A 19,324-nucleotide genomic window follows, 5' to 3' on the forward strand; every position below is an offset into this window, starting at 1 on the left:
ATCTCTTCACGTTCCCCCGCCGACAACCGCGCCGCCATCAGCAACCACCTCCACCACCATCAACGAAGGTGTTGCAACCACCGGTTGAGCCCAAGCCGGCCCACCGGGCGATCGAAGATCGGAAACCCCGCGGCCACCGGGATCGACCCGGCCGAGGCGGATCAGGCGACGAAACGAGTGCGCCGACGACGGGCCAGGAGGTAGCCGCCCGCGCCGACGGCGATCAGCAGGCCGCCGAGGCCGGCGATCAGGCCGGTGGAGGCCCCGGTGATCGGCAGTGATCCACCGCCACCGCCAGCACCGCCACCGTCGCCGGTGCCGTCGGTCGACTTGACCGTGATCTTCGCGGTGTCGTTGGCGGGGTCCAGGTCCTTGGCCGGGCTGCCGCCGCTGGTGAAGCCCTGTAGCTTCACCGTGCCGGTCTGGCTGCCGGCCCGGTCGATCCGCAGCTTGAACTCGAACTTCACCCGTTCGCCCCGGGGAATCGTGCCGCGGGCGGAGCACGAGTAGATCCGGGCTCCGGGCTTGCCGGGCTTCCACTCCTTCTCGGAGGGGTCAACGCAGAAGTTCGACACGGCGACGGCGGTGACCCCCTTGGGGAGGGTCACGATGGTGTTGACGGTGAGCGCCTTCTGGCCGCTGGGCCCGACGCGCGCGGGGCCGTTGTTGAGGTAGCCGACGGTCATCGGGACGGTGGCGGCGACCGCCCCGGTGACGGTGGCGCCCTCCGCGGCGACGTCGGCACGGTTGTTGTCACCGGCGACAGTCAGCGTGATCCCGGTCTCGTTGTTGATCGGGTCGGTGTCGGTCTGGCCGAGCGCACGGGCCTGGGCGCCGCCGACCGGCACCAGCTTCAGAGCCTGGTCGGTGCCCTTGTGGACAAGCGAGTTGGCTGAGGCAGACCTTTCCCAGTCGGCCGGGGTGAACCACGCGACCCAGCTGTAGTGCACGTTCGGCGCCCAGGCGTCGGCCGGGATCGTCCCGCCGAACGTCGAGTCCACTCGGACCGCCTCGCCGGGAGCCAGCGAATCGTCGAAGGTGCAGGCGAAGTTGCTGTCGTCGAGGATCAGGCTGCTGTACTTGCAGTTCTGGTACCGCTTCGACGGGGTGAACCCGAAGGAGCCGGAGAGATACAGCACGATGCCGTGGACGGTCTTCGTGCCCCGGTTCGCCACCGTGAGCGGGACGTGGACCCGCTCACCGAGCTTGCCGCCGAGCGAGAGCTCACGCTCGGCGGCGAGGTCGACCCCCTCGCCGACGACGACGGTGGAGCGGTACGTCCCGGTGCCCACATCGGGCGCGGTGAGCGTGAACGCCAGCGTGCCTTGCTGGCCGATCTCCGCGCCCGCACGCGCCTTCACGGTAACGTCGAACAGGCTCGTCGGCTCGCCCTCGTCGGCCATCTCGCAGGTGATGACCTCGCCCTGCGTCGTGCAGTCCCCCCAGTCGCTGGCCACCGTGACCTCGGCGAACGCGGCGACCGCGCTGCGGTCCAGCCGCACGGTGTAGTTGCCGAAGGGGCGGTCGGACAGTGGGCGCAGCTCGACCGACTTCTGCGGGCCGTCGGGGGCAACGATCACGTTGTTGGCGTGCAGCTTGACGTCGGCGGTCGGCGCCGCTGCGGCGGCGGGGGCCCCGACGGACGCCGTGACGATCATGCCGGTCACGGCCAGCCCGGCGAGGCAGCGCCGGGCGCGATGGGTGTGCATGACGGATGCCTCCGGTTGCGGGCGACAGATGAAGTTCGGGGGAAGCAGTCGCGGCGCCGACGACGACGAGCGCCGAGTAGGGGATCGGGCGAGCCTGCGTCGAACGGCGTGCCGGGAAGCGGCGGGCCACGTCGGGGTGCAGGGTTACCGCCAAGGCTCTCACGGATGCCCCCGCCGCGGGGCCCCGCCGAACCCGGATGCGCCACATTGCCGTCAGCCTTTCTCCGCGCCGCTGGTCAGGCCCTCGGTGAGCAGCCGCTCGCCGGAGAAGAACAGGAGCACGATGGGCAGGGTGAGGATCACCGAGCCGGCCATCAGCACCGTCTTGGGCACCTCGACGCCGTCGGCGAGCAGCGACAGCCCGAGCGACACCGTCCACCGGTCCGGCTTGTCGACGAGGAAGAGCAGGGCGAACAGGTACTCGTTCCAGGCGATCATGAAGTCGTAGAGCGCGACCGCCATGATCGACGGGGCGGCCAGGGGGAGGCTGACCCGGCGGATGATCCCGAGCCGGCCCGCCCCGTCGATCGCGGCGGACTCCTCCAGGCTGATCGGGATCGTCTCGAAGTAGTTCTTCAGCATGTAGACCGAGACCGGCAGGGTCTGCGAGATGTAGACCAGCACCAGCCCGAACAGCGAACCGCGCAACCCGGCCCGGGTGAAGACCACGAAGAGCGGGATCGCGATGACGATCGACGGGAACAGGTAGACCGCCAGGAACAGCGCGCTGACCTGCCGGCGGCCGAAGAACCGCAGCCGGGAGACCGCGTACGCGCCGGGGATCGCCACGACCAGGGTGAGCGCGGTGGCGGCCAGGGCGACCAGGCCGCTGTTGCGGATGAAGGTCGCGAAACCCTGGCCGCCGTCGTCGGCGGCCCTGAGCACCTCGGCGTACGTGGCGACGGTGAACTCGCCCAGCGGCACCAGCAGCGATCCGGGGTGCAGCAGCAACTGCTCGATGGGGCGTACCGAGAGCACCAGCATGTACCAGAACGGCACCAGGGTGATCACGAGGAAAGCGGTGATGACCGCCCGGCGCAGCCAGCGCAGGGTCACCGTCTCGAACCGGTCCCGGTCCATCACGACTCCTCCCGGCCGGCGAAGAAGCGCAGGTACAGCGCGACGAAGGCGAGCAGCACCACGGCCAGCACGACCGCCTGCGCCGCCGCCGCGCCGACGTCGGTGCGCGCGGTGAGGAACTGGTAGACCCGGACGCTGACCACCTCGGTCCCGGCGGCCCCGCCGGTGAGCAGGTAGACGTCGTCGAACTTGTTGAACGTCATGATGAACCGCAGTACCCCCAGCAGGGCGATCACCGGCATGAGCTGGGGCAGCAGGATGTGCCGGAAGCGCTGGGTGGGGGTCGCCCCGTCCACCCGGGCGGCCTCCTCCAGCTCGCCCGGCACGGCCTGGAGCCGGGCCAGCAGGAACAGGAACGCGAACGGGAAGTACCGCCACGCCTCGAACGCGATCACCGTCCACAGGGCCGTGGAGTCCTGGGACAGGAAGGGGATCGGGGCGTCCCAGCCCAGGAACCGCTGCCCCCAGTCGTTGACGATGCCGAGCTGCGGGTCGAGCATCACCTGCCAGACGAAGGCGACGGCGACCACCGGCGCCACGTACGGCAGCAGCATCGACGCTCGGACGAGGGTCCGCCCCCGGAACGGCCGGCGCACCACCAGCGCGGCGACCAGGCCGATCAGGATCGAGCCGGTGGTGCCGCCGATGCTGTAGAGCACGGTGGTCCCCAGCGTGCCGGCGAAGCCGGGGGTGTGCACCACCCGGTCGAGGTTGTCCAGGGTGAACTCGCCGAACAGGCCGGTCTTGCGCAGGGTGGCCAGGCGTACCCGCTGGAAGGCCAGCAGGACCGTCCAGCCGATCGGGACGCCGACCACCGCCAGGACGACGAGCAGGGTGGGTGCGACCAGGGCGAGGCCGGCGCGGGACTCCCGGCGGCGCAGGGTCGGCGGTCGGCGGCCGGGCCGGGCGGGCCGTTCCCGGGCGGGGGAGTGGCCCGGGCCGGGCGCGGTGGTGGTCAATTGACACCCGCCTTGATCGCCTCGACGTCCTTCTTCGCCCGCCGGGCCGCCGCCGGGGCGTCGGACTTCCCGGACACCACGCCGGCGAGGGCCCTGGGGACCGGCAGTTCGCCGAGGATCGCGCCGACCAGCTTGCCCTGGCCCTGGGTGAGGCCCCAGCGTTGGAAGCTGTCCGGGCTGCGGCGCAGGGCGGCCAGGACGTCGTCGCCGTACACCTGGGCCAGCGGCTGCTTGCGGTCCACGCCGGCCTGGCTGGCGTTCCAGGCGGTGAGGAACCTCTCCGGGTCGTCGGCGGTGCCCTTGCGCACCGGGAACCGGCCCTCGGGGGACATGCCGAACCAGCGCGGGTACCCGTCGCCGAGCATGAACTGCACGAGGGACCTCGCCGGGCCGGCCGCGTCGTCGAGCACCGCCCAGGAGCTGATCTCGCCGTACTGGGCCGGCTCAGTGCCGTTCGGGCCCTTGATCGCGGTGACGAAGCCACTGTTGCGGGCGAGGTACGTCGGGTCGGCCTGACACTGCGGGCAGGTCGGCCGGGCGTCGTCGCGCAGCCCGGCCAGCTCGTCGAGGATGAACGGCGACCAGACCAGCATCGCCGCCTTGCCGGCGAAGTAGGTGGCCCGGGTGGTGTCCACGTCCTGCGCGCCGGGGACGGAGGCGGTGCGCATCAGGTCGCCGTAGAACCGGAACGCCTCGACGCACTCGGGGGAGTCCAGCGTGACCGACCCGGAGTCGTCGGTGAGCTGGCAGTTGTTGGCCAGGGCCAGGTGCTCGAAGGTCTGCTGGGTGAACACGTCGCCCGCCGAGGTGGCCGCGGTGATGCCGGCGACCCCGCCGGTGTGCAGCTTCGCCGCGGCGGCGGCGATCTTCTCGTACGTGTCGGGGACGGGCAGGCCGGCGGCGGCGAACAGGTCCTTGCGGTAGACGAGGAGCTGCCCCCATCCGTCGCTGGGCACGGCGAGCTGCCGGCCGCCGTCGGCGGTGAGCTCCAGGGCCCGGGCGGAGAAGGTCTGCCGGCCCAGCGCGTCGACGATCTCGCCGTTGGCGGACGGGTGCAGCAGGTCGTTGCCGGCCAGGGTGCGCACGCCGGCCAGCGGGACGGACCCGACCACGTCGGGCAGCTCGCCGGCGGCGGCGCTGGTGGCGATCAGGGACGGGAACTGGTCCTCGTTGACGGTGACCAGGTCGACCTTGGTCCCGGTCCGCGCGGTGAAGTCGGCGATGAGCGCCCTGGTGGCGGTGACCCGGTCGGCCACGTCCTCCAGGCTCCACACGGTGAGCGTCTTCTCGTCGCCCGCCTCGTCACCGCAGGCCGTCAGGGAGACGCCGACTACTGCCAGGATCAGGGCCGAGGCGAACATCCGCATCGAGGGTGATGGCATCGGTGGCACTCCTCTCGAAGGGGTACATGACGTATTCAATACCTTCGATTGATCAATTACAAGACATATGCCGATATTTTGTTCTACGATGGAGCCCAGTGCTACCGGGATGTGACTCATGGTCAACTGGGTTGTCTCACTCGCCGGGCCTCGACGGATCAGCCTCGAGCCCTGCGCCCCGGACCCGCTCGGCCCCGGCCAGGTCCGCGTCCGCACCTGCTACTCCGGCATCTCGGCCGGCACCGAGCTCACCCTCTACCGGGGCAGCAACCCCCGGCTGAGCAAGGACTGGGACGACGCCACCCGGATGTTCGTCCCCCGCCGGGCGCCGGTGCCGTACCCGCTGGCCGGCTTCGGCTACGAGGAGGTCGGCGAGATCGTCGAGGCCGCCCCGGACGTCGCCGACCGGCACTCCGGCCAGACCGTGTGGGGCATCTGGGGCCACCGCGCCGAGGCGGTCGTCCGCGCCGACGCGGTCCACCCGCTGCCCGCCGGGCTCGACCCGCTCGCCGCCGTGTTCGCCCGGCCCGGCGCCATCGCGCTCACCGCCGTCATCGCCGCAGACCTGCACCTCGGCGACTGGGTCGGCGTCTTCGGCCAGGGCGTCATCGGGCTGCTCGCCACCCGGCTGGCCACCCTCTCCGGGGCCCGGGTGGTGGCGGTGGACCGGCTGGCCGTCCGGCTGGGCCACGCGGCCCGCTACGGTGCCCGGTTGGTCGTCGACGCGGACGCGGAGTCCGCCGCCGTCGCGCTGCGCCGGGTGAGCGGCGGCCGGGGCGCCGACGTCTGCCTGGAGCTGTCCGGGGCGTACCCGGCGCTGCACGAGGCGATCCGGGCCACCGCCCACGCCGGCCGCGTCGTGGCGGCCGGCTTCTACCAGGGGCACGCCGACGGGCTGGGACTCGGCGAGGAGTTCCACCACAACCGGATCCAGCTCGTGGCGGCCCAGGTGTCCGGTGCCGACCCGGCGCCCGGCCTGGCCGGCCGGTGGACCGGGGCCCGGGTCGCCCACACCTTCATGGACCTGGTGGCCGAGGGCAGCGTCGATCCGCTGCCGCTGGTGAGCCACGTCGTCGACGCGGGCGCGGTGGCCGACGCGCTGGCGTTGCTCGACCGCGGTGACTCCGACGTCCTCCAAGTGGTGCTGAGGTTCTAGAGATGACCATTCCGCTCGCCTGCCAGGAGCAGTTGCTCCCCGGCGGAGACCTGATCCAGAAGCACGCCCTCGCCGTCGCGCTCGGCTTCGACGGGCTCGAACTGCGCGGCCGGGGCGACCTGTCCTTCGCCCGCCGGCTGCCCGAGCTGCGCCGGGCCCGCGCCGCCGGGGTGGCGATGCCGACCGTCTGCGTCGAGATGGACCACTTCATCGGCGACTTCGACCCCGACCGGTCCCGCGACGCCGTGACCAACCTGCGCTCCCAACTGTCGGTCATCGCCGAGCTGGGCGGCGTCGGCGTGCTGACCCCCGCCGCCTGGGGGATGTTCTCCCGCCGGCTGCCGCCGTTCGAGCCGCCCCGCCCGCCGACCGCCGACCGGCGGGTCCTCCTCGACGCCCTCGGCGTCCTCGGCGAGCACGCCCGCGCCGAGGGGGTCACCCTCTTCCTCGAACCGCTGAACCGGTACGAGGACCACATGGTCAACCGGCTCGACGAGGCGGTGGCCCTCTGCGCGGCCGTCGGGCTGCCCTCGGTGCGGGTGGTCGCCGACACCTTCCACATGAACATCGAGGAGGACGACGTGCACGCCGCCCTGCGGGCCGCCGCGCCCTACCTCGGGCACGTCCAGGTCAGCGACTCCAACCGGTGCCAGCCCGGCGCCGGGCACCTGGACTGGCGGGCGCTGGTGCGTACCCTGCTCGAGGTCGACTACCGGGGCTGGCTGGCCCTGGAGTGCCGGCTGCGCGGCGAGCCGGTGCGGGCGCTGCAACAGGCCGCCACCGTGCTCCGGCACGCCGAGCCGAAGCGGGCGACGGCATGAGCGCCGACACCGCCGAGCCGAAGCGGGCGTCGGCGTGAGCGCCGGCACCGCCGAGCCGAAGCGGGCGTCGGCGTGAGCGCCGGCACCGCCGAGCCGAAGCGGGCGTCGGCGTGAGCGCCGGCACCGCCGCCGACGACGCGCCCCCGGTCGGGCCGGCCACGGCCCGGGACCTCGGGGCGCTACGCCGGCTGGCGGTCGCCACCCTCGACGGAAACTGGGAGCACGACCACACCGTCCCGTCGCGCACCCTCTACCCGCACCAGTGGAGCTGGGACTCGGCGTTCATCGCGATCGGCCTGGCCACGGCACGTCCCGACCGCGCCTGGCGGGAGCTGCGCACCCTGTTCGCCGCCCAGTGGGCCGACGGGCGGGTGCCGCACATCGTGTTCAACCCCGCGCTGCGCGTCGGGTCGTACTTCCCCGGGCCCGGGTTCTGGGACTCCGCCCGCGCCCCGGGCGCGCCCGCCGTGGCCACCTCCGGCATCGTCCAGCCGCCCGTGCACGCCCTCGCCGCCTGGCTGGCGTACCGGCGGACGCTGTCCGAGCGCAGCCGGGCGGAACTGGCCCGGCTCTACCCCCGGCTGGTCGCCCAACAGCGCTACCTGACCGGCCGGCGCGACGTCGGCGGGGCCGGGCTGGCCTGCCTCGTGCACCCCTGGGAGTCAGGGCTGGACAACAGCCCCGCCTGGGATCCGCCGCTGGCCGCGGTGCCCGCCGACGAGGCGGTCATGCGGGCGTACCGGCGGCACGACACCGCCCACGCCGACGCCGCGCACCGCCCCACCGACCTCGACTACGCGCGGTACGTCGCGCTGGTCGACGCCTACCGGGCGGGCCGGTACGGCGACGACGGGCTGGCCGGGCGGCACCCGTTCCTGGTGGAGTGCCCGCTGTTCAACACCGCGCTGGGGCTCGCCGAGCACGCCCTGGCGGCGATCGCCCGCGCGGTCGGCGGCGACCCCGGCCCGCACCGCGAGCGGGCGGCCCGGATCACCGCGACCCTCGTCGACCGGCTCTACGACCCGGCGACCGGCGCCTTCCACCCCAGGGACCTGCGCGCCGGCCGGCTCGTGCCGGCCCGGACCGCGCTCGGCCTCGCCCCGCTGGCGCTGCCCGACCTGCCGCCCCGGCAGGTCGCCACGGTGCTCGCCGAGGCGTGCTCGCCCCGGTTCGGGCTGGCCGCGCGGATGGACCGGCCGCTGCCCAGCCACGACCGGACCGCCCCGGACTTCGAGTCGCTGCGCTACTGGCGGGGGCCGAGCTGGATGAACCTCAACTGGCTGCTGTGGCGGGGGCTGCGCACCCACCACCGGCTCGACCTCGCCGCCGGGCTGCGCTCGTCCATGGTGGACCTGGTCGCGACGGCCGGCTGCCACGAGTACTTCCACCCCGACACCGGGGCCGGCCTCGGCTCACCCGCGTTCGGCTGGACCGCCGCCCTGCTGCTCGACGTCCTCGCCGACGAGCCGGCCGGCGACTGAACCGCCGGCCGGTCCGTCGGGGCCGATGCCTACCATCCTTGATTATGATCTCGACCGTGTGGCGGGTGCTCACCCGCCAGATCGATACCAACCTGGCGCAGGACGACGCCGCGCTGCGCGAGGCGTGCACGCAGGCGCGGTACGGCTCCGACATCGGGCCGGCCCGGGAGGCTGTGGCTGCCACCCGGAGTGACTACGACCGTCGGGCGCGGTGCGTCCGCGTGCTGGCCGAATCGACCGCGGGTGGGCTGGGGTCCCGAGTCGACCGTACGACCGGCCGGGTCGACACCGAGGCCGCCTGGACCGACCGCTGGGCGGCGCGCTCGCCCACCAATCCGGATGCTCAGCTCGTACGTGCTCATTCCCTGATGGCACGAGCCTGGGAGGTGCGCGGCGGGGACTGGGCCGCCAACGTCCGTCCCGAGCAGTGGGCTGAGTTCAACCGCCTGCTGCACCTGGCCCGACAGGTGAACGACCTGGCAATGCGGCTCGCACCCGAGGACCCCACGCCGTGGGCGATCCGGCTAACACTCATGATCGACCAGAGCGCGCCACGGGAGGACATCGAGGAGACGTGGCGTGAGCTGACCCGGCGGGACCCCTGGCATCGGGAGGGGCACGCCCTCAGGCTGACCTCCCACTGCAGGAAGTGGAGAGGCTCGCACGAGGCGATGTTCGGCTTCGCCCGGTCGGTCGCCGCCGCAGCGCCTGCGGGCTCTCCGCTGCACGTGCTGCCGGTACGGGCCGCCGCCGAGTGGGCGCTGTGGGAACAGGAACGCGAGTCCCCGGACAGCACCGCCGATGAGATCAGCCAGCGGTGGCGGCAGGATCCGGTCATGCAGTCCGATCTCGACAACGCGTTGTCCCGGTGGTTCCACCAGCCGGCCACCCGGCACGCCGATTGGCTCAACGACGTGAACTTCTTGGCGTACGGGCTGGCGCGCACCGGCCGCGACGCCGACGCCGCGCCGGTCTTCGCGTCGATCGGCCGGTACATGACCGGCGTTCCGTGGTCCTGGTGGGACGACGTACGCGGCGATACAGCCTTCCTCCGCGCCCGCCGCCGCGCCCGCCGCGCTGCCTGACCGCCGGCTACGCCGTCCTGGCTACCCTCAATTCACCCCGTCGATCCGTCAGCCCTATGAGCGGGCAGCACAACGCCGGCAGCCAACAACGTCGACGGCGTGGCAGCGGCCGGTGGGCGATCGGTCGTAACGGCCGATGTGAAGAGGGGTCCGATCGTAGCCCGTGGTGAGTGCTTGGCCGCCGCAAAGAGTTGGGCGAGAACGGCGCTGGTGATTCAAGTCGACGCGGTGCCATGATCGGTCCGTGTCGCTGTCGGAGGCCATCTGGCGCATCGGAGTACCGCTGATCGTCGTCGTCGGCACCGCAGCCGCTGTGTCCGTCGCATTCTTCGACCCGCCCGACGAATTCCGCCGTCCACGCGGCTGGCAGTGGGCGTGGGTGGGGCTATGGCTGATGATGGCCGGTGAGGCGGCGTTCGGCAACGACCGATGGTGGTTCGAGCGTGCCTGGAAGGGGGCCATCGCGCTGCTCGTTGCCGTGGCGGTCACCGTCGCCGTGTGGCGTCACTACCGGTGGCGAAAGCGGGTCCGGCTTGCGGCCGATTCGCCTCCACCCGTCACTCGGCCGCCTCGGTTGGACTCGTAGCCTTTCCTTCGACTGCCTGCTTGCTCAGCGCAGGGCGGTATGGGCGTCGGTGAGGAAGCGGTCGCGGTCGTCGCCGTGGGCTCAGATCGCCCACGACGAGCATCAACTGCAGGGGAAGTTCCTTGTCCCAATGGCCGACCTCGACGACGATTCCGCGGTCGCCCACCTGCCACAGGTCGATCTCAAGGAACCAGCCTGTCAGGTAAACGAATGATGAGCTGCCCGGCTCGTCGGGCGGGGCGCCGTCTTCGAAGTACGGCCTGAGGTTCTTCCGCCGGGGTTTTCCGTAGCGCATAGTGATCGCTTGCGCCAGTCGGGCACGGTCCGCCTCGAACTCCGCGAGTACCGGGCCGAAGACCTCATCACGAGTCTCATCATCCCCGAACTCCTGGCTTGTCCGTAGATTGACATGGTGCGGTTTCACTCCACCCTGAGCGTCAGCTACGAAGGGCATGGAGAGGAGCTCGTCGAGCGTGGAGAGACCCTGTCGCAGAGCGACAAGCATTGGCAATCCTGCGTTCATAGCCTGATCCGGTATCTGTTCATCGGCATTGCTCTATGCCAAGTGCTGGCACTCCTCCGTCACGTCCCGCCATGCCCGATCAGCGGCAGATGTGCACAGTCGGCTGCCCGAACGGTCGGAACCGTTTCCCGCGCTGTTGCCCGCATGGCTACCCGTGCCATCCGAACGGGCCCGGAACGGGATGAGCACGCCGTCGATGTCGACGAAGATCAACGGCCGCGTGACGCCGGCAAGCATTTCCGGATCGTACCGCTGGTCGGCGGCGTTCCCTGACGCGAGTTGGCTCTAGCGGCCCGTGATGCTCCGCAGCGGGCGAAGTCGCGGCATGCCCCACATGCCGTACGCAGTCCAGCTTTCCAGCACGACGGTGCTGGCACTCGGTGACCTGGCCGCAGATATGTCCGAGGCAGCTGCAACGCAGTTGAGGCTTGAGTTCGTCGGCGCGTTCATGCCGCATGGCGTGTGCCCGGTCGTGGACTGCCGCAGTTGGCCGCCGGTCAGGCGGCGAGCGTTCCAGATCAGTGCGGCGGCCTCGGCTGCGTCCGGGTGGACCGGCCGCCCGCCTCTGTTGGGTCGGCGTGGGTGGTGGTCACGGCGTGCCGGCCGTGGTGCCGGCGAGCTGGCGCAGCACGGCCGGGCGGGCTCGGTACCAAAGTTCAGGCGCTTGTTCCAGGAGACGCGTCGTCGGATGCTCCGGCGACGGACTGCTTGCTGAATTCCCGCTGCAGTTCGGCCAGGATTGATACGGCCGTGTCCCGAAGCGCCGCGAACGCTTCCGGTTCGGTAGCAGCTAGTTCCTCAAGGTATTGCACGCCCTCGGTCGTCATCGCGACGACGCGGTCGCTCGCAACGCCTACGGCAAGTCCTACTACACCCACGTTCCGGAGCGATATGGCGAGGTTGGGCAGGTGTGCGTCGCGGTTGGTGGCGGCCAGTTCCCGGCGCAGGTCGATGGCTTCCTCGATGGCGGTCAGGGCTTCGGTGGGGTGGCCGGTCTGCGCGAGTCGGAGTGCGTGGTTGTTGATGGAGATGGCGAGGTTGGGGAGGTAGGCGTCGCGGTTGGTGGCGGCGAGTTCGCGGTAGAGGTTGACGGCTTCGTTGCTGGCGGTCAGGGCTTCGGTACGGCGGCCGGTCTCCGCCAGTCGGACCGCGTGGTTGTTGACGGACATGGCGAGGTTGGGGAGGTAGGCGTCGCGGTTGGTGGCGGCGAGTTCGCGGTAGAGGTTGACGGCTTCGTTGCTGGCGGTCAGGGCTTCGGTGGGATGTCCGGTCTCCGCGAGTCGGAGTGCGTGGTTGTTGACGGACATGGCGAGGCCGGGGAGGTGGGCGTCGCGGTTGGTGGCGGCGAGTTCGCGGTAGAGGGCGATGGCTTCGTTGCTGGCGGTCAGGGCTTCGGTGGGATGTCCGGTCTCCGCGAGTCGGAGTGCGTGGTTGTTGACGGACATGGCGAGGTCGGGGAGGTGGGCGTGGCGGTTGGTGGCGGCGAGTTCGCGGTAGAGGTTGACGGCTTCGTTGCTGGCGGTCAGGGCTTCGGTACGGCGGCCAGCCTCCGCCAGTCGGACCGCATGGCCGCCGAGCCAGGCCGCTCGTTCCTGCGGGGGCGTCGTTGGTGGGAGGTCGATGAGGACCTTGGTGGTCAAGGCCATCGCGACCTGGCCCAGTTCCAGGGACGGATAAGGCACCCGCTCCGCCCACGCGCGCGCCCATTCGGGATCGATCGCGGCTGTCATGAGCAGAGTCGCTACCCGGGCGGCGAACCTGCCCGGGAACTGCGTCCCAACCTGTAGCACCGCCTCGGTCATCACCGGCACGTCAGCACTCAACGCTATTTCGATCACCTTGACCGCGTCCGGTTGATACACACACGCCCGGCCCAGCACCGTCAACGCCCGCACGGCTTGCGCCCTGGGCAGCCCAGAGAACACCGCCACCTGCTCGGCCGGCGCGCAGTCGCGTAACACCGCCACCGCCAGGCCCTCCGCGAGCAGGTCCGGCTGCAACGTTCCCAATGCCCCACCCGATCCCGCCGACGGATACAAGTTCCGCAGCCAACGCACGAAGGCGCCCACCACCGGTTCCGGCGTGTCCTCGCCCAGCAGCGGTGCCCGACGTACGAGGCCCGCCGCCTGCCCGTCGTCGTCGGCACCGAGTAGCGCCGCGAGGCCCACCACCTGACGCAACGCCGCGTCCCGGGAGGTCACGTCATCGGCAGCGACCAGCCGGGCGCGTCGGGCGCAGCCGCGCCAGTAGCGCGCTTCGTGGCTGATCACCTCGGCCAGCACGTCGTAGCGACCGCCACCGCGTGGGCCACCGAGGACCGCGACCAACGCCTCGGCGTGCAACCGCAACACCGGCGTATCCGCATCGTGGGCCTGTGGCGTGAACTCCGCCGGCGGCGCGTACCGAAGGTGGTCGGCGAACTGTGCCACCGCATCCGCGACGATCTCGGAGGGGGAACGCTCCTCGACGCGTGCCGGCAGCTCGATCACGTTCGCCGGCATCGTCAAGGCATCCACCAGGTGCGCCTGTTCCGGGTACGCGGCCGACAGGGTGGCCCACCACAGCCCGGCCGTGCGGGCCAGCAGCAGCACCCGCACACCCTCGGCCCGTTGCGCCGTACACAGCAGAGCCGCCAGCGACGCCGGGTCGCGGGTCTCGGCGTAGTCGACCACCAGCAACAACCGGGCGGGAGCCTCACCATCCGCGACCAGTTGCGCCACCCGTGCCTCCCCCTGTGGCGCGACCGGCCACCACGTCCAGCCCGCCAGGCCGGTCGCGAAGTGTTGGGCCAGCCGGGTCTTACCCACCCCGCCGCTCCCCACCACCAGGCGCACCGGCGATGCGGCCGGGTCCGCACACCACGTCTGCAACCCCCGCAAAACCCAGCCCCGGCCGAAGAACCGAATCACTGCCGCTTGGGGATGCAACAACCACGCCACCGAGGCCGGCAGGTCCGCCACCAACACACCGGCCACCGCCCGGCCCTGCCGCTCGTGCCGTTCTCGCCGGGCCGCCGCCCACTGCCCTAGGGACGGGCCGAACCCACCCGCAACGGCCGCCGTAGCGCCCGCGACGACCGTCCACCCCGTCTTGTCGTCGGCGACCAAGGCCCAGACCGTCGCCCCGGCCACACCCCCCGGCACCCCCGCAGCCAGGAACCGCCACCACAACCCGCCGCCCCGGCCCCGGACCATTCCCGCACCCTACTGAAAGCGATCGAGCCAACACACCTACGAACATCCGGCGGCAACCTCCGCTTATCGGTCGCAGCGAGGCGTATGTTCTGTAGGCGTTACGGCTGTCCTGGACCGGATCGCCGCTTTCGGCCCATCGACCAGATCATCGCCGACATCGACCAGATCCGTCTGCTCGGCGCGGAGACGGCGCTGCTCGATCCGTTCAACGGCGACCTGACTGAGGCCCGCCAGCCCGAACGCGCCTGGCGGGCACCAGCGGCCGTGGCCGCACACCACGAATCCCAGGAGGACCGATGATCCCCGACGACGAGATATTTCTCCGCCGTGCCTTGGAAATCGCCAGCCAGGCCGGGGCGTCCGGCGAACGGCCATTCGGCTCGTTGCTTGTCGGTGCGGACGGCACAGTCCTGACCGAGGACCACAACACCGTGGTCTCCGACTCCGACATCACCGCCCATCCGGAACTGAAGCTGGCCCGCTGGGCCGCCCGGGAACTCGCCCCCGACGTGGCGGCCGGCACCACCATGTTCACCAGTTGCCAGCCCTGCCCGATGTGCGCGACCGCGATCGACCGCTCCGGCCTCGGCCGGGTGGTGTACGCCCTGTCCACCGAACAGCTCGAGGAGGTCAGACCGGCTACCCCGCCGCTGCCCCCGGTGCGGTACGAGGGGCCGGCGCTATTCGATGAGGCGCGCCAGCCGATCGACAACTATTACTAGAGCGCAGCTGAGTGCGGTGACCCGCTCGGCCACGCTGGCATCCTGGGCACTGTCGTCGGAAGAAGGGTTGCGCGCCAGCGAGGTACGAGCTGTTCGCGCGGGATTAGGCCCGCCCCGGGCCGGTCCCGGGGGAGGGAACCGGACCGGGGCGGGCGGTCGGGGAGGGCTACCGTGGCGCGCGGACCCAAGACAGGAAGCGGTTGGTCAGGTCGACCGGCGGATTCGACGGATTCAACGCCGTCAGGTGGACGTTTGCCTCTTCTTTGAGCATCGCCAGGTAGAACAGCAGGGCCGTCCGGTTGCCCTGGTACTCAGCCAGCAGCGACAGCCGCGCCGGGCCGCATGGCCATGGAGCCCCGCAGCGCCTGCACAGCCAGAGAGGACGGATCGGGAGGTGCGGGCTGCCGGGCATCAGCGGCACCGCAGCGCGGTCGCCCGCGCCTCCTCGTCGGTCATCGGCAGGAACCACAGGAACCGCTTCACGATTTCCGGCGGGGTCGGGCCCTCGGGTCGGCCCCGTAGGTCGCGGATCGCCGGGCGGAGAAACAGCGTGAAGCCCGCCAGTAGCGCGCCGCGAAGGTGGTCGTCCATCGGTAGACCTCGCCATTCGGAGCACGGGAACGGCTCGCCGTCGGCCTCGCACAGCCAGGCGGGGCCCGCCGCGCAGTGCAGTTCCAGCGCCAGCGGACCGGGAGTCGACCTCACCGCCGGCCCCCGCTCTCGTGCCACGTCTCCGTCCGGCCGCGCGGCTGGCCGGCGAGGCTCCACCTGACCCGCATCTCCGCGTCGTTACGCGGTACGCGCAGCGGCGGGATCATCGGGCCGACAAGCGGCGGGTCGTACCGCGCGGGCTTTGGTTCGGTCTTCGGCTCGGGCTCGGTCTTCGGCTCGCGCCTCTCCTTGCCGGCCCTCGTCTCCCCGCACACCTGGCACGCGCAGTGTCGGCCGCGATAGGCCCGGTGACGTCCTCCTCGGTGCGACATGGCTCTCCCTCGTCCGTCGAGATTGGAGAGGGGGCCGCCCGCTCGGCGTGGTGCGGGAAGGACCGGGCGGCCCCCTCGACGAACGCGAGCCGGGAACTTGTCAGCCGACCCGCGCCGCCCTGACACCCAGCTTTCTGACGGTTGCGAGACAATCACACCGCGTAGCATTATGGGGTCGGAGCGGGCGGGACAATCCAGAGGGGAAACCGGATGAACCATGCCGTGATCGAGGCCATGACCACCGGCGGGTTGACCGCCGAAACCCTCGCAGCTCAGGTCGGTGTGGATCCCAAAACTGCGGCCCGATGGGCAAACCCAGGGCATATTCCGCAGTCCCGCCATCGCGCGAAGGTCGCGAAGCTGCTCGGGAAGGATGTAGGCACGCTGTGGCCTGACGCTCTAAAGCGCCGAGCACCAGCCTGGTTCCGACCATGGGCCGAGATCGAACGGGAGGCTGTGTCCCTGCGGAGCTTCCAGCTCGCCTGGGTGCCGGGTCTGCTGCAGATCGAGGCGTACGCTCGGGCGACGCTCGCGGGTGAAGCGTTGTCGTCGGCCGAGGTGGACAATCTGGTCGCAGCTCGACTCAGCAGGCAGGGCGTCCTACGCCGGGACCGTCCGCCTCTACTCGTCGCGGTGATCGATGAATCCGTGCTGCGGCGGACCCTCGACGGTGACCGCGCCATGATGGCGGACCAGCTCGCCCACCTGGCAGAGTGTGCCGCCCGGCCCGCCATCCAGGTGTTCATAGTGCCGGTGTCCACCGGGATGTATCCGGGGCTCGGCGGCCCCTTCACGGTCGCCGAACTCCCTGACGGCGGTCGGGTCGTACATGTCGATAGCCAGGCGGAAGCGCAGATCATCGAACGGACCGCCGACATTGCTACGCTCGAACGACGTTGGGAGTGCGTGCGCGGGGAGGCTTTGTCCCGAAGGCACTCCCTAGACCTCATCAGGGAAGCGGCAGCCTCATGGACCTGACCGGCGCGCAGTGGCGCAAGAGCACCAAGAGCGGCAACAACGGTGGCGACTGCGTCGAGGTCGCCGACAATCTGCCCGGTGCCGTCCTCGTCCGTGACACGAAGGACCGCGACGGCGGGACGCTGGCCTTCGCGCCGGTCGCCTGGGCCGGGTTCGTGGACTTCGCGAGGAAGCTCGGCCCCGTCACCTGACGGACCAGCGCAGATCGGCAGTAATTGGCTCGCATCGCCAGCACCGTCATGTGATTCTCGCCGGATGGCCCAACCAGTCCTGCGCACCGACCGCCTGCTGCTGACTCCGCTCGCCGACCGGCACATCGAGGCGGAGGTCCAGCTCGACTCCGACCCGGAGGTGCTTCGCTACCTCACCGGCCGGGCGCGGTCCCGGGACGAGGTGGTCGAATCCCACTCGCGGAGGATGGCCCTGGCCGACAAGGTGGACGGCCTGGGCTACTGGATGGCGTTCGGCACCGACGGTGGCGCGCGTGGCTCGACGCCGCCGGCCCATGAGGACGAGGGCGAGTTCGTCGGGCTCATGATGCTTCCGCCGGCGCACGGCCCCGACCAACCCGACGACCCGACCGTCGCGGAACTCGGTTACCGCCTCGCCCGTCGGTACTGGCGCAAGGGCTTGGCCAGCGAGGTGTCCCGCACCCTGCTGCGGCACGCCTTCGACACCGTCGGGCAGAGCCGGGTGATCGCGCAGACCATGACCGTGAACATCGGCTCCCGGGGCGTGCTGGAGGCCGTCGGCATGCGGTTCGTGCGCACGTACTTTCCGACCTGGGACGACCCGCTGCCGGCAGCCGACCTGGGTGAGGTCGAGTACGAGATGACCCGCGCGATGTGGGCGGCGTACCACGCGGCCATCCCGACTCCGGGGCGTCCGACGGCCCCCGCCCCCGAGTGATTGGCGGCGGGCGGAGGTCACGGCGTCGATGCCGGGTCGGTCGCCGCCCGGCGGGTCCGGGGGATGCCGGACCCACCGGGCAGCGGGACCGCACTGCTACCCGGCGTACGTCTCGAACTCGGCGACCTTCGGCGTGCCGGTCGAGTTGGTGATCTCGAAGGTGACCTTGGTCAGTGAGGTCGAGGGGAAGGTGATGGCACCCGCCCCGCTGCCGGAGGCCAGGACGGCGCCGGTCCCGCCGTTGGTGACCCGCCAGGACCCGATGTTGCCCACGGCGCCCGACGCCTCACGGATGATGATCCTGGACACCGTGGTGGCGGAGCCCCACTTGATCGAGATGGAGCCGGTCGAGCCGGCCGGCGACCAGTAGGTGCTCATGTCGCCGTCCCGCACGTTGCCGTAGCTCGTGCCGCTGGCCTTGCTCGACCCGTCGGAGCCGGCACCGATGCTGAGGTTGGTCCCGCCGGGGCTCGTCGGTCCCGGCGTGGGGCTGGTCGGTCCCGGGGTGGGAGTGGTCGGTCCCGGGGTGGGGGTGGTCGGTGTCGGCGACGGCGTCTGCGGCGAGCAGCTGCCGTTCGACTCCTTCAGGCCTGTGTTGGCGCCTGCCGTCTGGCGGACGACGTCCGGCACGCAGCCGGCCCCGTCGAGGCTGTAGGAGTACGGGATGCTGACGGTGGTGTTGGACTGCGGGTCGGGGCCGGCGGGGTTGTTGTCGCTGCCGGGGCTGGACCAGGTGACGTTGTCGAAGACGTTGCCGCTGACCTGCCAGTAGCCGGCCTCGCTGGTGTAGAAGGTGCCCAGGACGTCCTTGGAGTTCTTGAAGTAGTTGTTCTCCACCTTGGCCCTGGCCCCGGCCCGGGAGTTGATGCCGGACTCGTGCAAGCCCACGTAGGAGTTGTTGTAGATGTGGGCGATGCCGCCGCGCAGCAGGGGCGTGCGGGAGTCGATGTTCTCGTACAGGTTGTGGTGGAACGTGACGAAGCCGTTCGAGCGGTCGCTCTCACTGGAGCCGATGAGGCCGCCCCGGCCGGAGTTGCGCAGGGTGCTGTAGGACAGGGTCACGTACTGGACGTTGTCCTTCATGTCGAACAGGCCGTCGAACCCCTCCGACTCCCCGCCGGACGCCTCCAGGTTGACGTGATCGACCCAGACGTTGCGGACGGTGCTCTCCATGCCGATGGCGTCGCCACCGTTGGACGTGGGCGAACCCGACTTCTTGACGTTCCGGACGGTCACGTTCCGGATGATGATGTTGCTGGAGTCGCGGATGTGGATGCCCAGCTGGTCGAAGACGGCTCCGGCGCCGACCCCGATGATCGTGACGTTGCTGATCTGCTTGAGTTCGATCACGTCGGCGGCGGTGTTGCAGCTGTCGCCCGACACCTTGCTGGTGTTGCCGTGGTTGATGGTCCCCGTGACCTCGATGATGATCGGGGTGCTGCTGCTGGTCCGGGTGCACAGGGCAGTGTGGATCGCGGTCCCCGTGGTGGCCCGTACCGTCTGCCCGCCCGCACCGCCGGTGGTTCCGCCGTTCTGGGTCGCGTACCCGGTGGCGCTGCCGGCCGCCGCCGACGCCTGGGGTGTCGGCAGAGCCACCCCGATCGCGACCCCGACGGCCGCTGTGGCCAGCGCCGCCTGGAGCCGCAGTGCGACTGGTCGTCTCATTGTCGCCTCACCTTCGTCCTCGAATGCTGGATGTCGCTGCTACGTACGTGTCGGTCGAAGCGGAACCCGGCGAGATGCCCGCCGTCGCGGT

Annotated in this window: 20 protein-coding genes; 10 read left to right on the top strand and 10 right to left on the bottom strand. The window is 71.0% G+C overall.

Going from position 1 to position 19,324, the window contains the following annotated elements:
• Window positions 1-161: 161 nt before the first annotated feature.
• From ACFYZF_RS26335 to ACFYZF_RS26350, 4 genes are all read right to left on the bottom strand, one after another.
• Window positions 162-1,709 carry an LPXTG cell wall anchor domain-containing protein gene (locus ACFYZF_RS26335; protein ID WP_387025143.1) on the bottom strand — a complete coding sequence of 516 codons (1,548 nt, stop codon included), beginning with the start codon at window positions 1,707-1,709 and terminating at the stop codon, window positions 162-164.
• 213 nt (window positions 1,710-1,922) lie between these two features.
• Window positions 1,923-2,789: a carbohydrate ABC transporter permease gene (locus tag ACFYZF_RS26340; protein ID WP_387025145.1), complete on the bottom strand. Its 867-nt coding sequence runs from the start codon at window positions 2,787-2,789 to the stop codon at window positions 1,923-1,925.
• Entirely contained in the window at window positions 2,789-3,748 is a 960-nt protein-coding gene (locus ACFYZF_RS26345; protein ID WP_387025147.1) for a carbohydrate ABC transporter permease, read from the bottom strand. The genes ACFYZF_RS26340 and ACFYZF_RS26345 overlap by 1 nt, the downstream gene beginning before the upstream one ends.
• Window positions 3,745-5,130: an ABC transporter substrate-binding protein gene (locus ACFYZF_RS26350; RefSeq protein WP_387025150.1), complete on the bottom strand. Its 1,386-nt coding sequence runs from the start codon at window positions 5,128-5,130 to the stop codon at window positions 3,745-3,747. The genes ACFYZF_RS26345 and ACFYZF_RS26350 overlap by 4 nt, the downstream gene beginning before the upstream one ends.
• A gap of 118 nt (window positions 5,131-5,248) precedes the next feature.
• Between ACFYZF_RS26350 and ACFYZF_RS26355 the strand changes: the two genes are divergently transcribed.
• The 5 genes from ACFYZF_RS26355 to ACFYZF_RS26375 all read left to right on the top strand — a co-directional run bounded on the left by ACFYZF_RS26355 (window position 5,249) and on the right by ACFYZF_RS26375 (window position 10,259).
• Window positions 5,249-6,286 carry a zinc-binding alcohol dehydrogenase gene (locus tag ACFYZF_RS26355; protein WP_387025152.1) on the top strand — a complete coding sequence of 346 codons (1,038 nt, stop codon included), beginning with the start codon at window positions 5,249-5,251 and terminating at the stop codon, window positions 6,284-6,286.
• Window positions 6,287-6,288: 2 nt separating this feature from the next.
• Window positions 6,289-7,107, top strand: coding sequence for a TIM barrel protein (locus ACFYZF_RS26360; RefSeq protein ID WP_387025154.1), 819 nt, complete (start codon window positions 6,289-6,291; stop codon window positions 7,105-7,107).
• Between the two features lie 110 nt (window positions 7,108-7,217).
• Window positions 7,218-8,588 (top strand): hypothetical protein, encoded by a 1,371-nt coding sequence (locus ACFYZF_RS26365; protein WP_387025156.1) that lies wholly within the window; start codon window positions 7,218-7,220, stop codon window positions 8,586-8,588.
• A gap of 44 nt (window positions 8,589-8,632) precedes the next feature.
• Window positions 8,633-9,673 carry a DUF4034 domain-containing protein gene (locus ACFYZF_RS26370; RefSeq protein WP_387025158.1) on the top strand — a complete coding sequence of 347 codons (1,041 nt, stop codon included), beginning with the start codon at window positions 8,633-8,635 and terminating at the stop codon, window positions 9,671-9,673.
• Between the two features lie 244 nt (window positions 9,674-9,917).
• Window positions 9,918-10,259, top strand: coding sequence for a hypothetical protein (locus ACFYZF_RS26375; RefSeq protein WP_387025160.1), 342 nt, complete (start codon window positions 9,918-9,920; stop codon window positions 10,257-10,259).
• Here the strand turns inward: ACFYZF_RS26375 and ACFYZF_RS26380 are convergent.
• The 3 genes from ACFYZF_RS26380 to ACFYZF_RS26390 form a co-directional block, all read right to left on the bottom strand.
• On the bottom strand, window positions 10,231-10,764 hold the full coding sequence (locus ACFYZF_RS26380; RefSeq protein ID WP_387025162.1) for a hypothetical protein: 534 nt from the start codon (window positions 10,762-10,764) through the stop codon (window positions 10,231-10,233). The genes ACFYZF_RS26375 and ACFYZF_RS26380 overlap by 29 nt on opposite strands.
• Before the next feature lie 51 nt (window positions 10,765-10,815).
• Complete coding sequence (locus ACFYZF_RS26385; RefSeq protein WP_387025164.1) at window positions 10,816-11,019, bottom strand: hypothetical protein; 204 nt, start codon at window positions 11,017-11,019, stop codon at window positions 10,816-10,818.
• A gap of 419 nt (window positions 11,020-11,438) precedes the next feature.
• Window positions 11,439-13,889 carry a hypothetical protein gene (locus ACFYZF_RS26390; RefSeq protein WP_387025166.1) on the bottom strand — a complete coding sequence of 817 codons (2,451 nt, stop codon included), beginning with the start codon at window positions 13,887-13,889 and terminating at the stop codon, window positions 11,439-11,441.
• A gap of 171 nt (window positions 13,890-14,060) precedes the next feature.
• Between ACFYZF_RS26390 and ACFYZF_RS26395 the strand changes: the two genes are divergently transcribed.
• Window positions 14,061-14,276, top strand: a complete 216-nt coding sequence (locus tag ACFYZF_RS26395; protein WP_387025168.1) for a hypothetical protein — start codon at window positions 14,061-14,063, stop codon at window positions 14,274-14,276.
• Complete coding sequence (locus ACFYZF_RS26400; protein WP_387025169.1) at window positions 14,273-14,698, top strand: nucleoside deaminase; 426 nt, start codon at window positions 14,273-14,275, stop codon at window positions 14,696-14,698. The genes ACFYZF_RS26395 and ACFYZF_RS26400 overlap by 4 nt, the downstream gene beginning before the upstream one ends.
• Before the next feature lie 166 nt (window positions 14,699-14,864).
• Here the strand turns inward: ACFYZF_RS26400 and ACFYZF_RS26405 are convergent, their stop codons facing one another.
• Both ACFYZF_RS26405 and ACFYZF_RS26410 read right to left on the bottom strand, forming a co-directional pair.
• On the bottom strand, window positions 14,865-15,110 hold the full coding sequence (locus tag ACFYZF_RS26405) for a flavin reductase (RefSeq protein WP_387025171.1): 246 nt from the start codon (window positions 15,108-15,110) through the stop codon (window positions 14,865-14,867).
• Window positions 15,110-15,403 (bottom strand): hypothetical protein, encoded by a 294-nt coding sequence (locus tag ACFYZF_RS26410; protein WP_387025173.1) that lies wholly within the window; start codon window positions 15,401-15,403, stop codon window positions 15,110-15,112. The genes ACFYZF_RS26405 and ACFYZF_RS26410 overlap by 1 nt, the downstream gene beginning before the upstream one ends.
• Window positions 15,404-15,891: 488 nt before the next feature.
• On the opposite strand from ACFYZF_RS26410, the gene ACFYZF_RS26415 reads away from it, so the two are divergent.
• The 3 genes from ACFYZF_RS26415 (at window position 15,892) to ACFYZF_RS26425 (ending at window position 17,568) form a co-directional block, all read left to right on the top strand.
• The gene (locus ACFYZF_RS26415; RefSeq protein ID WP_350888286.1) at window positions 15,892-16,659 is read left to right on the top strand and encodes a DUF5753 domain-containing protein; all 768 of its coding nucleotides are present in this window, start codon (window positions 15,892-15,894) and stop codon (window positions 16,657-16,659) included.
• The gene (locus ACFYZF_RS26420; RefSeq protein WP_387025175.1) at window positions 16,650-16,850 is read left to right on the top strand and encodes a DUF397 domain-containing protein; all 201 of its coding nucleotides are present in this window, start codon (window positions 16,650-16,652) and stop codon (window positions 16,848-16,850) included. Before ACFYZF_RS26415 ends, ACFYZF_RS26420 begins: the two co-directional genes overlap by 10 nt.
• A 64-nt stretch (window positions 16,851-16,914) precedes the next feature.
• On the top strand, window positions 16,915-17,568 hold the full coding sequence (locus ACFYZF_RS26425) for a GNAT family N-acetyltransferase (RefSeq protein ID WP_387025177.1): 654 nt from the start codon (window positions 16,915-16,917) through the stop codon (window positions 17,566-17,568).
• A gap of 96 nt (window positions 17,569-17,664) precedes the next feature.
• Here ACFYZF_RS26425 and ACFYZF_RS26430 read toward each other — a convergent pair whose 3' ends face one another.
• Complete coding sequence (locus ACFYZF_RS26430; RefSeq protein WP_387025179.1) at window positions 17,665-19,233, bottom strand: polysaccharide lyase family 1 protein; 1,569 nt, start codon at window positions 19,231-19,233, stop codon at window positions 17,665-17,667.
• Window positions 19,234-19,324 lie beyond the last annotated feature (91 nt).

Source organism: Micromonospora sp. NPDC001898, from assembly GCF_042891255.1.
In the GTDB taxonomy this organism is placed as follows: Bacteria; Actinomycetota; Actinomycetes; order Mycobacteriales; family Micromonosporaceae; genus Micromonospora.

What these genes read in the sequence shown, in the direction of transcription:
- ACFYZF_RS26335 (WP_387025143.1), bottom strand. Translation starts at nt 1,709, where the DNA reads ATGCACACCCATCGCGCCCGGCGCTGCCTCGCCGGGCTGGCCGTGACC.
- ACFYZF_RS26340 (WP_387025145.1), bottom strand. Translation starts at nt 2,789, where the DNA reads ATGGACCGGGACCGGTTCGAGACGGTGACCCTGCGCTGGCTGCGCCGG.
- ACFYZF_RS26350 (WP_387025150.1), bottom strand. Translation starts at nt 5,130, where the DNA reads ATGCCATCACCCTCGATGCGGATGTTCGCCTCGGCCCTGATCCTGGCA.
- ACFYZF_RS26355 (WP_387025152.1), top strand. Translation starts at nt 5,249, where the DNA reads ATGGTCAACTGGGTTGTCTCACTCGCCGGGCCTCGACGGATCAGCCTC.
- ACFYZF_RS26360 (WP_387025154.1), top strand. Translation starts at nt 6,289, where the DNA reads ATGACCATTCCGCTCGCCTGCCAGGAGCAGTTGCTCCCCGGCGGAGAC.
- ACFYZF_RS26370 (WP_387025158.1), top strand. Translation starts at nt 8,633, where the DNA reads ATGATCTCGACCGTGTGGCGGGTGCTCACCCGCCAGATCGATACCAAC.
- ACFYZF_RS26380 (WP_387025162.1), bottom strand. Translation starts at nt 10,764, where the DNA reads ATGCTTGTCGCTCTGCGACAGGGTCTCTCCACGCTCGACGAGCTCCTC.
- ACFYZF_RS26385 (WP_387025164.1), bottom strand. Translation starts at nt 11,019, where the DNA reads ATGCTTGCCGGCGTCACGCGGCCGTTGATCTTCGTCGACATCGACGGC.
- ACFYZF_RS26395 (WP_387025168.1), top strand. Translation starts at nt 14,061, where the DNA reads ATGTTCTGTAGGCGTTACGGCTGTCCTGGACCGGATCGCCGCTTTCGG.
- ACFYZF_RS26400 (WP_387025169.1), top strand. Translation starts at nt 14,273, where the DNA reads ATGATCCCCGACGACGAGATATTTCTCCGCCGTGCCTTGGAAATCGCC.
- ACFYZF_RS26405 (WP_387025171.1), bottom strand. Translation starts at nt 15,110, where the DNA reads ATGCCCGGCAGCCCGCACCTCCCGATCCGTCCTCTCTGGCTGTGCAGG.
- ACFYZF_RS26415 (WP_350888286.1), top strand. Translation starts at nt 15,892, where the DNA reads ATGAACCATGCCGTGATCGAGGCCATGACCACCGGCGGGTTGACCGCC.
- ACFYZF_RS26420 (WP_387025175.1), top strand. Translation starts at nt 16,650, where the DNA reads ATGGACCTGACCGGCGCGCAGTGGCGCAAGAGCACCAAGAGCGGCAAC.
- ACFYZF_RS26425 (WP_387025177.1), top strand. Translation starts at nt 16,915, where the DNA reads ATGGCCCAACCAGTCCTGCGCACCGACCGCCTGCTGCTGACTCCGCTC.
- ACFYZF_RS26430 (WP_387025179.1), bottom strand. Translation starts at nt 19,233, where the DNA reads ATGAGACGACCAGTCGCACTGCGGCTCCAGGCGGCGCTGGCCACAGCG.